Annotated in this window: 13 protein-coding genes; 11 read left to right on the forward strand and 2 right to left on the reverse strand. The window is 31.1% G+C overall.

The features are described 5' to 3' along the window. Nucleotides 1-52: 52 nt before the first annotated feature. Nucleotides 53-526 (reverse strand): 23S rRNA (pseudouridine(1915)-N(3))-methyltransferase RlmH, encoded by a 474-nt coding sequence (rlmH, locus tag LG649_RS01060; RefSeq protein WP_226540048.1) that lies wholly within the window; start codon nucleotides 524-526, stop codon nucleotides 53-55. A gap of 132 nt (nucleotides 527-658) precedes the next feature. On the opposite strand from rlmH, the gene nadC reads away from it, so the two are divergent. The 4 genes from nadC to priA all read left to right on the forward strand — a co-directional run bounded on the left by nadC (nucleotide 659) and on the right by priA (nucleotide 5,443). Continuing rightward, nucleotides 659-1,519 carry a carboxylating nicotinate-nucleotide diphosphorylase gene (nadC, locus tag LG649_RS01065; RefSeq protein ID WP_226540050.1) on the forward strand — a complete coding sequence of 287 codons (861 nt, stop codon included), beginning with the start codon at nucleotides 659-661 and terminating at the stop codon, nucleotides 1,517-1,519. Nucleotides 1,520-1,604: 85 nt separating this feature from the next. Continuing rightward, nucleotides 1,605-2,546 (forward strand): YihY/virulence factor BrkB family protein, encoded by a 942-nt coding sequence (locus LG649_RS01070; protein ID WP_226540058.1) that lies wholly within the window; start codon nucleotides 1,605-1,607, stop codon nucleotides 2,544-2,546. A 2-nt stretch (nucleotides 2,547-2,548) separates the two neighbouring features. Continuing rightward, entirely contained in the window at nucleotides 2,549-2,971 is a 423-nt protein-coding gene (locus LG649_RS01075) for a DUF2147 domain-containing protein (protein WP_226540060.1), read from the forward strand. A gap of 18 nt (nucleotides 2,972-2,989) precedes the next feature. After that, nucleotides 2,990-5,443, forward strand: coding sequence for a replication restart helicase PriA (priA, locus tag LG649_RS01080; protein WP_226541080.1), 2,454 nt, complete (start codon nucleotides 2,990-2,992; stop codon nucleotides 5,441-5,443). An 86-nt stretch (nucleotides 5,444-5,529) separates the two neighbouring features. Here priA and LG649_RS01085 read toward each other — a convergent pair whose 3' ends face one another. After that, complete coding sequence (locus LG649_RS01085) at nucleotides 5,530-6,225, reverse strand: LytR/AlgR family response regulator transcription factor (RefSeq protein WP_044626026.1); 696 nt, start codon at nucleotides 6,223-6,225, stop codon at nucleotides 5,530-5,532. 205 nt (nucleotides 6,226-6,430) lie between these two features. Here LG649_RS01085 and rpsF point away from each other — a divergent pair, with 205 nt between their 5' ends. The 7 genes from rpsF to hisS all read left to right on the forward strand — a co-directional run bounded on the left by rpsF (nucleotide 6,431) and on the right by hisS (nucleotide 13,938). After that, complete coding sequence (gene rpsF / locus LG649_RS01090; RefSeq protein WP_226540062.1) at nucleotides 6,431-6,769, forward strand: 30S ribosomal protein S6; 339 nt, start codon at nucleotides 6,431-6,433, stop codon at nucleotides 6,767-6,769. Between the two features lie 2 nt (nucleotides 6,770-6,771). Beyond that, the gene (gene rpsR / locus LG649_RS01095; protein WP_042245715.1) at nucleotides 6,772-7,071 is read left to right on the forward strand and encodes a 30S ribosomal protein S18; all 300 of its coding nucleotides are present in this window, start codon (nucleotides 6,772-6,774) and stop codon (nucleotides 7,069-7,071) included. 13 nt (nucleotides 7,072-7,084) lie between these two features. Continuing rightward, the gene (gene rplI, locus LG649_RS01100; RefSeq protein WP_226540063.1) at nucleotides 7,085-7,528 is read left to right on the forward strand and encodes a 50S ribosomal protein L9; all 444 of its coding nucleotides are present in this window, start codon (nucleotides 7,085-7,087) and stop codon (nucleotides 7,526-7,528) included. Between the two features lie 133 nt (nucleotides 7,529-7,661). After that, nucleotides 7,662-10,814, forward strand: a complete 3,153-nt coding sequence (locus tag LG649_RS01105) for a TonB-dependent receptor (protein ID WP_226540064.1) — start codon at nucleotides 7,662-7,664, stop codon at nucleotides 10,812-10,814. A 61-nt stretch (nucleotides 10,815-10,875) separates the two neighbouring features. After that, a complete protein-coding gene (locus LG649_RS01110; RefSeq protein WP_226540065.1) occupies nucleotides 10,876-11,751 on the forward strand; it encodes a glycerophosphodiester phosphodiesterase family protein in 876 nt (291 codons plus the stop codon). A gap of 27 nt (nucleotides 11,752-11,778) precedes the next feature. Next, nucleotides 11,779-12,249: a DUF6495 family protein gene (locus LG649_RS01115; protein WP_226540066.1), complete on the forward strand. Its 471-nt coding sequence runs from the start codon at nucleotides 11,779-11,781 to the stop codon at nucleotides 12,247-12,249. Between the two features lie 72 nt (nucleotides 12,250-12,321). After that, nucleotides 12,322-13,938, forward strand: coding sequence for a histidine--tRNA ligase (gene hisS, locus LG649_RS01120; RefSeq protein ID WP_226540067.1), 1,617 nt, complete (start codon nucleotides 12,322-12,324; stop codon nucleotides 13,936-13,938). Nucleotides 13,939-14,021: the final 83 nt, after the last annotated feature.

The following is a 14,021-nucleotide window of genomic DNA, read 5'->3' on the forward strand; positions in this document are numbered from 1 at the left end:
GAAGAATAGTTACCAGTATTACCTTCAAAATACCTTAGGTTTAAATTAAGTTTTATTGATGATGATAGGGTTCGTTTCTTAAAATAGTAAACCCTCTGTAAAGTTGTTCAATAAAAAATAAACGAATCATTTGGTGGGAAAACGTCATTTTCGATAAAGATATTTTTCCATTGGAACGTTTGTAAATATCTTCCGAAAACCCATAAGGTCCACCAATAACAAATACGAGTTGTTTTATACCAGAATTCATATGTTTTTGTAAATAACTTGAAAACCCTACAGAACTAAATTGTTTGCCATTTTCATCAAGTAAAATTATAACATCAGATGTATTGGTTTTATTTAAAATAAGTTCACCTTCCTTTATTTTTTGTTGGGCTTCACTTAAGTTTTTAGAGTTTTTTATATCAGGAATAATTTCAAAAATAAATTTTACATAAAAACCTAAACGTTTTTCATATTCTGCAATTAAGGTAGTAAGTGGTTTACTATCTGTTTTGCCTATAGAAATAAGTTTAATCGTCATAATACTAAAAAGTGTAATGCGAAATTATGAATTTTGAATTTAATTGTAATATAAATATAAAATTCATAAAACTAAAATTTAATAAACTCAATCAATTTTTTATTTTTGTTCAAAACTAACGCACAATTTTTTATGATTACACAAGAGCAGTTTGATACCGAAGTGAAAATGATTATCGCTAATGCTATAAGAGAAGATGTTGGAGATGGCGACCATAGTTCTTTGGCCTGTATTCCAGATAATGCAAGAGGTAAGGCAAAATTACTAGTTAAAGATAAAGGTATTATAGGTGGTGTTAATTTTGCGAAAAAGGTATTTGCTTACGTAGATAAAAATTTACGTCTTGATGTAAGAATTGAAGATGGTACAGAAGTATCCTTTGGAGATATAGTTATGTATGTAGAAGGTTCATCGCAATCTATTTTAAAAGCAGAACGTACAGTTTTAAATGCTATGCAACGTATGAGTGCTATTGCAACAAAAACCAAAATGTTTGTAGATTTAATAGAAGGCACAGGTACTAAAATACTAGATACGCGTAAAACAACTCCTGGTATTCGAGTTTTAGAAAAGTGGGCAGTAAAAATTGGAGGAGGAGAAAACCATAGATTTGCACTTTACGATATGATTATGTTAAAAGATAACCATATAGATTTTGCAGGAGGCATTACAAAAGCCATTGAAATGACAAAAAATTACCTTAGAGATACAGGTAAAGATTTACAAATTATGGTTGAAGCAAGAAATTTAACAGAAGTTGAAGAAATACTACAAAATGACGGTATTTACAGAATTATGTTAGATAATTTTGATTATGAAGATACTCGTAAAGCCGTAAAGCTTATAGGTAATAAATGTTTAACAGAATCTTCTGGTAATATAAACGAAGAAACCATTAGGTTTTATGCAGAATGCGGTGTAAATTACATTTCTAGCGGCGCATTAACTCATTCAGTTTATAACATGGATTTAAGTTTAAAAGCCATAAAATAAAATAGTATTTTATTTAACTGTTTTTTAAAAGATTATTCATCACATTGTTTTATTAACTTTGTAGTAAATAAATGCTTGAAATTTGATGAGTAAACCTATAGAAGACAAACTAAATAAAATACCTATTGTAAATGTCTTAATTGGTTTTTTAAAAAAACTTAAGCTACCCGGTTTAGTAGGTTTATCGTTTTTCGATTTATTAGAATTATACATAACCGGTATAGTAAAAGGCGCTTTAACAACACGGGCAAGCGCTATAGCGTTTAGTTTTTTTACAGCATTATTTCCGTTTTTGTTGTTTGTGCTATTTATAATTCCGTATATTCCAATAGCAGATTTTAAAATAGAATTTTTGCGGTTTTTAGAGTCGTTTTTACCCCCAACAACCTCCGATTTTTTCTTTACTAATATATTTGAAAATATAGATAAATCTCCACGTGGCGGTTTATTATCTTCGGTTTTTGTATTGTCTTTATTATTAATGGCAAATGGAGTAAATGCATTATTTTCGGGTTTCGAAAACTCATATCACGAACAATTAAGCAGAAATGTATTTAGGCAATATTTATATGCTTTGGGTATAGCTCTAATTTTAGCTTTTTTACTTATTTTAACCATTGCTGTACTTGGATATTTTCAAATATATGTTGTACAAGGCTTAGTTGATGCCTTAAAAGGAAGTAGTTTAGAGGTTAATGTAAATGATGTATTTTGGGCAAACGTTGTTAAGTATGCATTTTTTGTAATTATGGTATATATTGCTACATCAATACTGTATTATTTTGGAACACAAGAAGGCAAACACTCAAAATTTTTCTCAATAGGCGCATTGTTTACTACAATTTTAATAATGGTAACTTCGTTTTTATTTGGAGTTTATATCGAGAATTTTAGTCAATATAATAAGCTTTATGGGTCAATAGGGGCATTGTTAATATTATTATTTTATTTGTGGTTAAATGCCAATATTTTATTGTTAGGTTTCGAGTTAAATGCATCATTAAACAAACTAAAAAAGAATATATAAAAATGAAAAAAATTGCACTATTATTAATATTTTGTTTATCAACTACTATCACATTTTCTCAAGATATTTTTGGAAAATGGATAACTATTGACGATGAAACTGGAGTTGAAAAATCCATAGTTAATATTTATGAAAAAAACGGTAAAGTTTACGGTAAAATAGTAGACATTTTAAATAAAGACCGTAAAGGTGTTTTATGTGATAAATGTGAAGGTAACGAAAAAAATAAACCTATTTTAGGTTTGGTAATTATTAAAGATTTAAAGAAAGAAGGAGAATATTATAAAAATGGAACAATTTTTAACCCAGAAAACGGTAAAAAATATACCTGCCGTATTACTTTAAGTGATAATCCAGACGTTTTACAAGTTCGAGGCTACATATCTTTTTTATATGCTACACAGTACTGGAAACGATTAAAATAATTTCTAAAACTAATAATTATATTGTTTTTTATAGATGTTATAATACCTGTTCCGCTTCAAAAACTATTTACATATAGCATCACAGAAGCCGAAGCTAATTTTTTAAAACCAGGAATGCGCGTTTCTGTGCCTTTTGGTAAAAGCAAAATTTACACAGGTATTGTTTATAGCATACACAACGTAGCTCCAACAGCTTACGAAGCAAAAGAAATTTATCAAATTCTTGACGATTTTCCCATTGTAACATCAACACAATTACAACTTTGGCAATGGATGGCAAAATATTATATGTGTACTTTAGGCGATATAATGCGAGCTGCTTTACCAAGTGCCTTTATTTTAGAAAGCGAAACATTAATTACTAAAAATAATAAAAAAGTAATTGATGAAACTGTTTTAATAGATGATGAATTCTTAATTTATGAAGCACTTCATCATCAATCATCATTAAAAATACATGATGTTTCAAATATTTTAAACAAAAAAAATGTACTTCCTGTAATTAAGTCTTTAATAGAAAAAGAAGCTATTATTGTTGAAGAAGAGGTTTACGAAAAATACATACCTAAACTAGTTCGTTATGTAAGGTTGCATTCAAAGTATAATTCAGATGAAGCACTTCAAGGCTTGTTAGAAGATTTAGGAAGAGCTCATAAGCAAAAGGAAGTTGTTTTAAGTCTTTTCTCTTTAGCAGCAAAAACTAAGAAGCCAGTTAAAGTTTCAGAATTATCAAATGCAATAAATGCGTCTTCAGGAATTATTAAAACTTTAATAGATAAAGAAATTTTTGAAGAATACCACATACAAACAGATAGGGTTAGCTATTCAGGAGAACAAACAGAGGATAGTAAACAGCTTAATACGCATCAAAATACGGCTTATAATGAAATTTTAGAATCATTTAAAACTCAAAATGTAACATTATTACACGGGGTTACATCCTCTGGTAAAACCGAGATTTATGTTAAGCTAATAGAGGATGCATTAAGTAAAAAACAACAAGTTTTGTATTTGCTTCCAGAAATAGCGTTAACCACACAATTAGTAAATAGATTACAAAATTATTTTGGAGAAAAAGTAGCAGTTTTTCATTCAAAATACTCAACGAACGAGCGTGTAGAAGTCTGGAATAACGTTTTAAGTAATTCAAAAAAAGCGCAAATAATATTAGGGGCACGTTCTTCTATTTTTATGCCTTATATTAATTTAGGATTAATAATTGTAGATGAAGAACACGAGCAATCTTTTAAACAATTCGATCCGGCACCTCGATATCAAGCCAGAGATACAAGTATAGTTTTAGCTAATTTACATAAAGCAAAAGTGCTTTTAGGGTCGGCAACACCGAGTTTAGAAAGCTATTTTAATGCGAAACAAAATAAGTATGGTTTAGTTGAATTAATGCATAGGTATAACAATGTGCTAATGCCAGATATTGAATTAATAGATTTAAAGGATAAGCATAAAAAAAAGCGAATGAAAGGTCATTTTAGTGACCGATTAATCGAAGAAATGACTGAAGCTTTAAGCGAAGGTTACCAAGTAATATTATTTCAAAATCGTCGTGGTTATTCTCCAATAATTGAGTGCAACACTTGCGGTAATTCTCCGCAATGCCCAAATTGCGATGTAAGTTTAACCTATCATCAATACAGAAATCAATTACGTTGCCATTATTGTGGTTACAATACCATAATGATTCAAGATTGTATGGCCTGCGGTAGTCAAGATTTAGATAGTAAAGGTTTAGGTACGCAGCAAATTGAAAAGGAGGTTGAGGTGTTATTTCCCAACCATAAAGTTGCCAGAATGGATTTAGATACCACACGTGGCAAATATGGTTATCAAAAAATAATAACGGCTCTTGAGCAACAAGAAATTGATATTTTAGTAGGTACACAAATGTTAACCAAGGGTTTAGATTTTAGAAATATAAAACTAGTTGGTATAATGAATGCCGATAGTATGCTTAATTTTCCAGACTTTAGGGCGCACGAGCGTAGTTACCAACTTATGCAACAAGTAGCTGGTAGGGCAGGGCGAACTAAAGAGAGAGGCAAGGTACTAATACAGACATACAATCCACATCATAAAATTTTGCAACAAGTATCTACAAATAATTATGTGGAGATGTTTAAAGAACAAATGGACGAACGTTTCAATTTTAAATATCCACCGGTTTATAAGCAAATAAAAATTACGTTAAAGCATAAAGATTATAATAGAGTAGAGGCTGCATCAATATGGTTGACAAAATCATTAAGGCAGGTTTTTAAAAATAATGTTTTGGGGCCAGAAGCACCACCAGTGGCTCGTATTAGAAACCAGTTTCACAAAAATATTTTAATAAAAATTCCAAAAGAACAGTCTTTACAAAAAACAAAAGAAGCCATTATTAAAATTAATAATAGCTTCTTTAGTGTTAAAGATTTTAGGTCGGTTAAGTTAATTCTAAATGTCGATAACTTTTAAATCAAAATTATTGGATTTGGGATCAATATCTTGAATTGTACGTTTAAGAATTACAATAAACTAAGAAATTTTAATTTAGTGTAGGTTTAAATATTATTTAAAGCATCTACAAGTTGAGTTTTTTTGTTTCGGCTTAACGGAATTTCGTAAGCGCCAACTTCAACATTTTTACTATTAAATCTGTCAATTTTATCTAAATTAACAATATATGATTTGTGAATTCTTAAAAACTTACCTTCAGGTAATTCAGCTTCAAAAGATTTCATTGTAGATAAAACCACTAAGCTGTTTTCTTCTGTAACAAGTTTAACATAGTCCCCAAGGGCTTCAATCCATTTAATGTCTTTAATATATACTTTACGTTTTTTAAGGTTACTTTTAACAAAAATGTGTTCACCTTCTTCTTCATTAAAATCTAGAGTTAGTCTATGTTGTTCAATAGCCTTGTCTACAGAAGTGTTAAAACGTTCTCTGGTGATAGGTTTGTGTAAGTAATCGGTAGCGTCGTAATTAAATGCTTTAAAGGCATACTCGGTTTTACCAGTTACAAAAATAATTTGTGGTTTTTTGTTTAATACGTCTAACAACTCAAAGCCATTTAAAACAGGCATTTCAATGTCCAAGAAAATTAAGTCTACTTGATGCGTATTTAAACCATTTTTAGTTTCGAGAGCACTGCTGTACTCAGCAATTAAATTTAGCGAAGGATGATTCTCAACAAGCTTCACAATCGATAATCGTTGTATTGCTGAATCATCTACTACTACACAGTTTAAAGTCATAACATTTAAATTATTTCGGTTAAGATATCGACAATATTACAATAAATTCCGCTAAAAACCAAAAATCATCGGTGAAATGTGTTTTTTAACTTTTTTTTAACAATTTAGATGATTTGTTTTTTGCAATATTAAATAGAGAATAGTTGTCTAATATACAAATATTATATATTTTTGCAGCCAATTTTAAATTTTAAACAAATTTTTTATGAATCATTATGAAACTGTTTTCATCTTAAATCCCGTTTTATCTGAAGATCAGATAAAGGAAACAGTAAAGAAATACGAAGATTTTCTTGTTTCTAACGGTGCTAAGATGATATCGAAAGAAGATTGGGGCTTAAAAAAACTAGCTTACCCAATTCAAAACAAAAAAAGTGGCTTTTACCATTTATTTGAGTACACTGTACCAGGAGAAGTTATTAACGCCTTAGAAATTGAGTTTAGACGTGACGAGCGTTTTATGCGTTATTTAACTGTAAAATTAGACAAGCATGCAGTGGCTTGGGCAGAACGTAGAAGAGAAAAACTTAAAGTAAAAGCGTAATCATGGCAACATCTATAGAACAACAGTCTAAAGGAAAAAAAGATGGTGAAATTAGATATTTAACACCATTAAACATTGAAACTAATAAGCAAAAGAAATATTGTCGTTTCAAAAAATCTGGTATCAAATATATTGATTATAAAGATCCAGATTTCTTATTAAAGTTTGTAAACGAACAAGGTAAAATTTTACCTCGTCGTTTAACAGGAACTTCTTTAAAATATCAAAGAAAAGTATCTGTTGCTGTAAAAAGAGCGCGTCATTTAGCTTTAATGCCTTACGTAGCAGATTTATTAAAATAAAATACCGATAACAATGGAACTTATATTAAAACAAGACGTTGATAATTTAGGATTTAAAGACGATGTTGTAACAGTAAAGAACGGTTACGGTAGAAACTTTTTAATTCCTACAGGAAAAGCTATTTTAGCAACTGTATCTGCTAAAAAAGTATTATCTGAGAACTTAAAGCAAAGAGCTTTTAAAGAAAAGAAAATTGTTGATGATGCTAATGCTATTGCTGAAGCATTAAAAGCATTAGAAGTAAAAATCGCTGCTAAAGTAGGTGCTGGAGATAAACTTTTTGGTTCGGTAAATAATATTGACGTTGCTGAAGCTTTAGAAAAAGAAGGTCAAAGCATAGAGAAAAAATTTATTACAGTTACTACTGTTAAACGTTTAGGTAAGTATAATGCTACTGTTCGTTTACATAGAGACGTAATAGTTGATTTGCCTTTTGAGGTTGTAGCACAAGCTTAAGTTAACAAAAAGTTAATAAAATCTTAAAATAAATTAAAGCCACTCTTTCGAGTGGCTTTTTTTTGTATTAAATTTAAAGCATCAATTAATTATGCACGCATAATAGAAACAAAACTAACTTTAAAATTAACTTATGAAAAAAAATCTAATTCTATTAACACTTTTATGTTTTAGTATGTTTTCCTTTTCACAGGTAACAACATCAAATATCAAAGGGTTAATTACAGACACTACTACGGCTCCTCTTCCTGGTGCAAATATTTTAGCTGTGCACACTCCAACAGGAACAAAATATGGTGCTGCTACTAATTTTGATGGGCGTTATAACTTATTAAATCTTCGTATTGGTGGTCCGTATACTATAACAATAAGTTTTGTAGGTTATAAGGAACAAACTTTTAACGATGTTTATTTAACATTGGGCAAAACACAAAACTTAGATGTTGTTATGGCTGAAGAAAGTGAGTCTTTAGATGCTGTAGTAATTCAAGCTGGACAAGGTACAGGTACTTTTGGTAGCGATCGTACTGGTGCCGAAACAAGTGTTGGGCGTCGTGAAATTACCAGATTACCAACTATTTCGCGTTCAGCTTCAGATTTTACAAGGTTAGAGCCTACTGCAAGTGGTAATTCGTTTGGAGGTAGAAACGATCAATTTAATAACTTTTCTTTGGATGGAGCTATTTTTAATAACCCATTTGGTTTAGATTCTCCAACTCCTGGAGGACAAACTGGAGCGCAACCTATTTCATTAGACGCTATAGATCAAATTTCTGTATCTACAGCGCCTTACGATGTTACACAATCGGGTTTTACAGGTGCTTCTGTTAATGCCGTTACAAAGAGTGGAACCAATGAGTTTCACGGAACTGTTTATGGTTTTTATAGAAATGAAAGCATGACAGGTAAAAAAATTAAGGGCGACGAAGTTATTCGTCCAGATTTAAACCAAACACAATATGGTGTAAGTATTGGCGGGCCAATTATTAAAAATAAATTGTTCTTTTTTGCTAATTTTGAAAGTGATGAACGTGACGATTTAGGAACTAATGGCTGGGTACCAAATACCGGCTCTGGAGCTATTAATGAGTCTCGTGTTACAGAATCTGATTTAATTTTAGTGCAAGATGCTTTAGGTTCAATTGGTTATAATACAGGTGCTTATCAAGGGTTTACTTATGCATCAGAATCAACAAAAGGTATTTTTAAAATAGATTGGAATATTAACGATGATCATAGGTTAGCGGTAATTTATAACTTTTTAAATGCATCAAAAGGAAATCCAGCGCACCCTACAGCATTAGGTTTTAGAGGCCCAAATGCATCAACTTTACAGTTTGAAAATTCTGGTTACGAAATTAACAACAATATTCAATCTGTTCAGGTTGAATTAAACTCAACATTATCAGAATCATCTTCAAATAAATTACAAGTTGGTTATACACATTTCGATGATTTTAGAACGCCGTTTTCTACGCCGGCACCTGCAATTACCATACAGCAAGATGGGTCAAACTACATTATAGCTGGTCATGAGCCTTTCTCTATTAATAATAAGTTAGATCAAAAAGTATTTCAATTTACCGATAATTTAAATTTTTATAAAGGCGATCATACATTTACAGTAGGAGTTTCTTTCGAGAAGTTTGAATTTGATAACTCTTTTAACTTAGGAGCTTACGGTTATGGTGATGCTAGAGGTTATGTAGGTGCATTTGGTGCATTTGCTTCTGTAACAGATTTTTTAGCGGCTGTGGATAACGGTTTAATTGCCGATGCTATTACCGCTGCCGAAGCTACTTTTGCTTCAAACAATGCTAACGATTCTTGGGCACTTGCAGAAACCAACGTAGGGCAATTATCGTTTTATATGCAAGACGAGTGGAACGCTTCGGATAAGTTTAAATTAACATATGGTGTTCGTTTTGATAAGCCATTATTTTTCGATTCTTCAGATAAAGCGCAAGATGTTATCGACGGTACAACAGATTACGCTCCGGGTACTCCTTATGTAAATCCAAATACAGGTGAAATACAATATATTGATAATACCGAAATGCCAAGCAATAAGTGGTTAATATCTCCAAGAGTTGGTTTTAATTACGATGTATATGGAGATGAAACCTTTCAATTACGTGGTGGTTCTGGTTTATTTACAGGTCGTTTCCCATTTGTATGGTTAGGTAATCAAATTGGTAACCCAAACTGGTGGTTCCACCAAGCGGTAGATCCAGATTATAAGTTCCCACAAGTTTGGAGAACAAATTTAGGTGTAGATAAAAAACTAGAAAATGGTATTGTATTAACTGCCGATGTATCTTATACTAAAGATATAAACGCAGCTCATGTTCAAAATTGGGGATTAATAGAACCAACAGGAACTTTAGAAGGTGTAGATAACAGAGCCACTTATACTGCTGCAGATTATGTTCAAGTAGATGTGCCTTTTCCTGCTAATGCAAACGCTTATGTTATGACGAATTCTGATGAAGGTAGAATTTGGAATGTGTCTTTAAAAGCACAGAAAAATTTCAGCAACGGACTTTATACTATGTTAGCATACAACTATTTAAACTCTAAAGATGTAAACTCTATTGAAGCTGAAATTACAGGTGATGCATTTGCTGCTAACCCTGCTTTAGGAAATGTTAATGATGATGTTTTAGCGTATTCTAAATATGGAGATACACACCGTTTTATTGGTGTTGCAAGTAAAAAATGGAATTACGGAAACGATAAGTGGTCTACAACTATATCTACATTTTTTGAGTATGCTCAAGGCGGACGTTTTAACTACACATACGGTGGCGATATTAATGGAGACGGTTCTTCTTTAAACGATTTAATTTATATTCCAACCGCAACTGAAGTTACGCAAATGAATTTTGCCGATGCTGCCGATGCTGCTGCTTTTGAAAGTTACATTCAACAAGACGATTATTTAAGCGACCGTCGTGGTGAATATGCAGAGCGTTATGGAGCTTTAGCACCTTGGAGAGGAAAATGGGACTTAAAATTTCTTCAAGATTATAAAATTAAGGTATCTAATGATAAAACAAATACCATTCAATTCAGTTTAGATATTTTAAATATTGGTAATTTATTAAGTTCAGATTGGGGATTAATTCAACAACCAAACAACGTACAAATTTTAGGTGTTACGGTTGATGATACCAACACACCAACCTACACTTTTGATGGTGATTCAAGTACAAGTACTTTTGGTTACGATTCTAGTTTAGCTTCTAGATGGCAAATGCAAGTAGGTTTACGCTATATTTTCTAAAATAATAGCTTATATATTCTTAAATTTGCGCTCCTAATTCAGGGGCGCAATTTTTTTATATATGAAATATTTATTCGTTTTATTTCTTCTTGTTAGTGTATCATGTAAACAAGCACCAAAACAAGAAGAACAACCAGAAAAAACTAAACCATCTGTTTTATTAAGTAAGTTTACTTATTCTCCAGAAGCTTCAACTTTAATAAGTGTTCACCGCGGCGGAAAAGGTATAAAAAATTATCCTGAAAATTGTTTAGAAACAATTCAGTTTATAAACGATAGTATTAAAGGTGCCATATACGAAATAGATGTTGCACTAACTAAAGATAGTGTTTTAGTTTTAATGCATGATAACGCCATAAACAGAACATCAACAGGAAACGGTAAAGTATCAAATTTTACCTATAATGAACTATTACAGTATAATTTAAAAGATGATTTTGGAAATGAAACATCATTCAAAATTCCGTTATTTAAAGATGTTTTACAGTGGGCAAAAACTAATAATGTAATTTTAACAGTCGATATAAAACGGGGTGTTTCAGTAAAAAAAGTAGTAGATCAAATAAAGGAAGTTAAAGCTGAAGATATTGCGATTATTATAACTTACAATTTAGATCAAGCCACAGCTGCTTACAAAGAAGCTCCAGAATTACTTTTATCAGTTTCAGCAAGAAACGAAAAAGAACTCGATTGGTTAATACACTCAGGAATCCCTACCCAAAATATGCTGGCCTTTACAGGAACACGTTTGTCGCCAAATACGTTATACAGTAAAATACACGATTATGGTATCAAAACAATTTTAGGAACATTAGGAAACCTAGATAAACAAGCGAGCGCAAAAAACGATTCATTATACAGGGTTTGGTCTAAAAAAGGTATAGATATAATTGCTACAGACAGACCTTTTCAGGCTTATAATGCTATAAAAAACTAAACGAAATTTAATTTTTAAAGGATTACAATGAAATATAGAAGACTTACAAAAGAACAATTTGAGGAGTTGCACAAAGAGTTTATAAATTTTTTAGCAACACAATCAATAACTGCAGATGAGTGGGAAAATTTAAAAGTTAATAAACCGGAATTAGCCGAAACGGAGTTGGATGTGTTTAGCGATTTAATATGGGAAGGTGTTTTAAATAAAGCCGAGTATTTGGAGCATTTTGCACCGCAGCACATGTATTTATTTTATTTAAAGGAAGACAAAATGCATGCTATTGTTGTTAATGTAAAAAACGAAGAAATAGATATTACAACACAAGAAGGCTACGATTGGTTGCGAGAAAATTTGATGCATGACAGCGTAGAGTTTTTACAAGCAGATAAAGATTATACAGAAGATAAAAATGCTGATAAATTTAGTATGATAGAACAAGGAGCCATTATTACAAAAGGCGAATTATACAATTATTTTAATAAGCTTATAAATTAGTACCAACCAAGGTAATTATTTATTTTTGTCGTGTTTAGTGCAGTTATTGCACAGATAAATTAAAACTATAAAATGGCTCAAAAACCAAGTATACCAAAAGGGACAAGAGATTTTAACCCAGAGCAAGTTGCAAAACGTAACTACATATTTAGTACAATAAAAGGTGCTTTCGAAACCTTTGGTTTTCAGCCTATTGAAACACCAAGTTTTGAAAACTCTGATACTTTAATGGGTAAATATGGAGATGAAGGAGATAGATTGATTTTTAAAATCTTAAATTCTGGAGACTTTTACAGATCATTGGTTATGGATGATGCTGTTACCCTTAAAGGTGTTGATGATTTTTTTGTAATATTAAAAAAAGTCATTAATGATGATCAAGGTAATTTAAAAGATTCTATTGAAGCTGAATTTAAAATTGGATATACTGATGAACAATACAGAAAAAAATTAACCGACTATATTTTTAAAATTAAAGAAATTGATTTTGAAATGCTATTACCTTTAAATAAGGAAGATAAGGAAGTAGTTGAAAAGAGAATTCTTTCTAATTGTGTTAGATTTATTTTGTTTAATTCTAAAACTCATATTTCAAAAATTTCAGAAAAAGCATTGCGTTACGATTTAACCGTACCATTTGCACGATACGTAGTGCAACACCAAAACGACATAGAGTTTCCGTTTAAACGATACCAAATTCAACCAGTTTGGCGTGCCGACAGACCTCAAAAAGGCCGTTTTAGAGAGTTTTATCAATGCGATGCCGATGTTGTAGGTAGTACAAGTTTATGGCAAGAGGTAGAGTTTATACAGTTATACGATACCGTGTTTACAGCCTTAAAACTTAACGGAGTTACTATTAAAATTAATAACCGAAAAATTCTTTCTGGTATAGCCGAAGTTATAGGAGCTAGCGATAAGTTAATCGATTTTACAGTGGCTTTAGATAAGCTCGATAAAATAGGTGAGGAGAAGGTTAAAGAAGAAATGTTGAGTAAAGGAATTTCTGCCAGTGGTATTGAAAAACTTCAACCTTTATTTAGTTTGTCTGGTGATTTTCAATCGCAAATTGAAAGCTTAAAAGGTATTTTAGAAGCATCGGAAGATGGAAAAAAAGGTATTGAGGAATTAAGTTTTATTGATGCAGCCATTAAAGAATTAGGTTTAACTACAGCCAAATTACAGTTAGATGTAACTTTAGCTCGAGGGCTTAATTACTACACAGGCGCCATTTTTGAAGTATCTGCTCCAGAAGGTGTAAAAATGGGATCTATTGGAGGCGGTGGTCGTTACGACGATTTAACTAATATTTTTGGTAAACCAGACACTAGTGGTGTAGGTATAAGTTTTGGTTTAGATAGAATTTATTTGGTTTTAGAAGAGTTGAATTTATTCCCAGAAACTGTAAATAAAAACGTTGAAGTATTATTTATAAACTTTGGAGATAAAGAAGCTTTATTTAGTTTAAAAGCCATTAAAAAATTACGAGAAGCAGGCATAAACGCAGAATTATATCCCGATGCTGCTAAAATGAAAAAACAAATGGCGCATGCCAATAAGCGAAACATACCATTTGTTGTTATTATTGGAGACCAAGAAATAGCTTCTGATACCTACGCTTTAAAAAATATGAGTTCTGGCGAACAATTTAAAATACCGCTTAACGAATTAATACAACAAATAAAGTAACATAGAAAAGCCTTGAGAAATCAAGGCTTTTTTTACGTTAAATATGGCCGTATCAATCAATATATAAATCTTTATTTCTTGAT

It is taken from the genome of Neotamlana laminarinivorans, from assembly GCF_020523925.1.
Taxonomy (GTDB): domain Bacteria; phylum Bacteroidota; class Bacteroidia; order Flavobacteriales; family Flavobacteriaceae; genus Neotamlana; species Neotamlana laminarinivorans.

Coding starts and splice junctions, on each gene's coding strand:
- LG649_RS01070 (WP_226540058.1), top strand. CDS start 1,605: ATGAGTAAACCTATAGAAGACAAACTAAATAAAATACCTATTGTAAAT.
- LG649_RS01105 (WP_226540064.1), top strand. CDS start 7,662: ATGAAAAAAAATCTAATTCTATTAACACTTTTATGTTTTAGTATGTTT.
- LG649_RS01075 (WP_226540060.1), top strand. CDS start 2,549: ATGAAAAAAATTGCACTATTATTAATATTTTGTTTATCAACTACTATC.
- hisS (WP_226540067.1), top strand. CDS start 12,322: ATGGCTCAAAAACCAAGTATACCAAAAGGGACAAGAGATTTTAACCCA.
- rlmH (WP_226540048.1), bottom strand. CDS start 526: ATGACGATTAAACTTATTTCTATAGGCAAAACAGATAGTAAACCACTT.
- LG649_RS01110 (WP_226540065.1), top strand. CDS start 10,876: ATGAAATATTTATTCGTTTTATTTCTTCTTGTTAGTGTATCATGTAAA.
- rpsR (WP_042245715.1), top strand. CDS start 6,772: ATGGCAACATCTATAGAACAACAGTCTAAAGGAAAAAAAGATGGTGAA.
- rplI (WP_226540063.1), top strand. CDS start 7,085: ATGGAACTTATATTAAAACAAGACGTTGATAATTTAGGATTTAAAGAC.
- nadC (WP_226540050.1), top strand. CDS start 659: ATGATTACACAAGAGCAGTTTGATACCGAAGTGAAAATGATTATCGCT.
- LG649_RS01085 (WP_044626026.1), bottom strand. CDS start 6,225: ATGACTTTAAACTGTGTAGTAGTAGATGATTCAGCAATACAACGATTA.
- LG649_RS01115 (WP_226540066.1), top strand. CDS start 11,779: ATGAAATATAGAAGACTTACAAAAGAACAATTTGAGGAGTTGCACAAA.
- rpsF (WP_226540062.1), top strand. CDS start 6,431: ATGAATCATTATGAAACTGTTTTCATCTTAAATCCCGTTTTATCTGAA.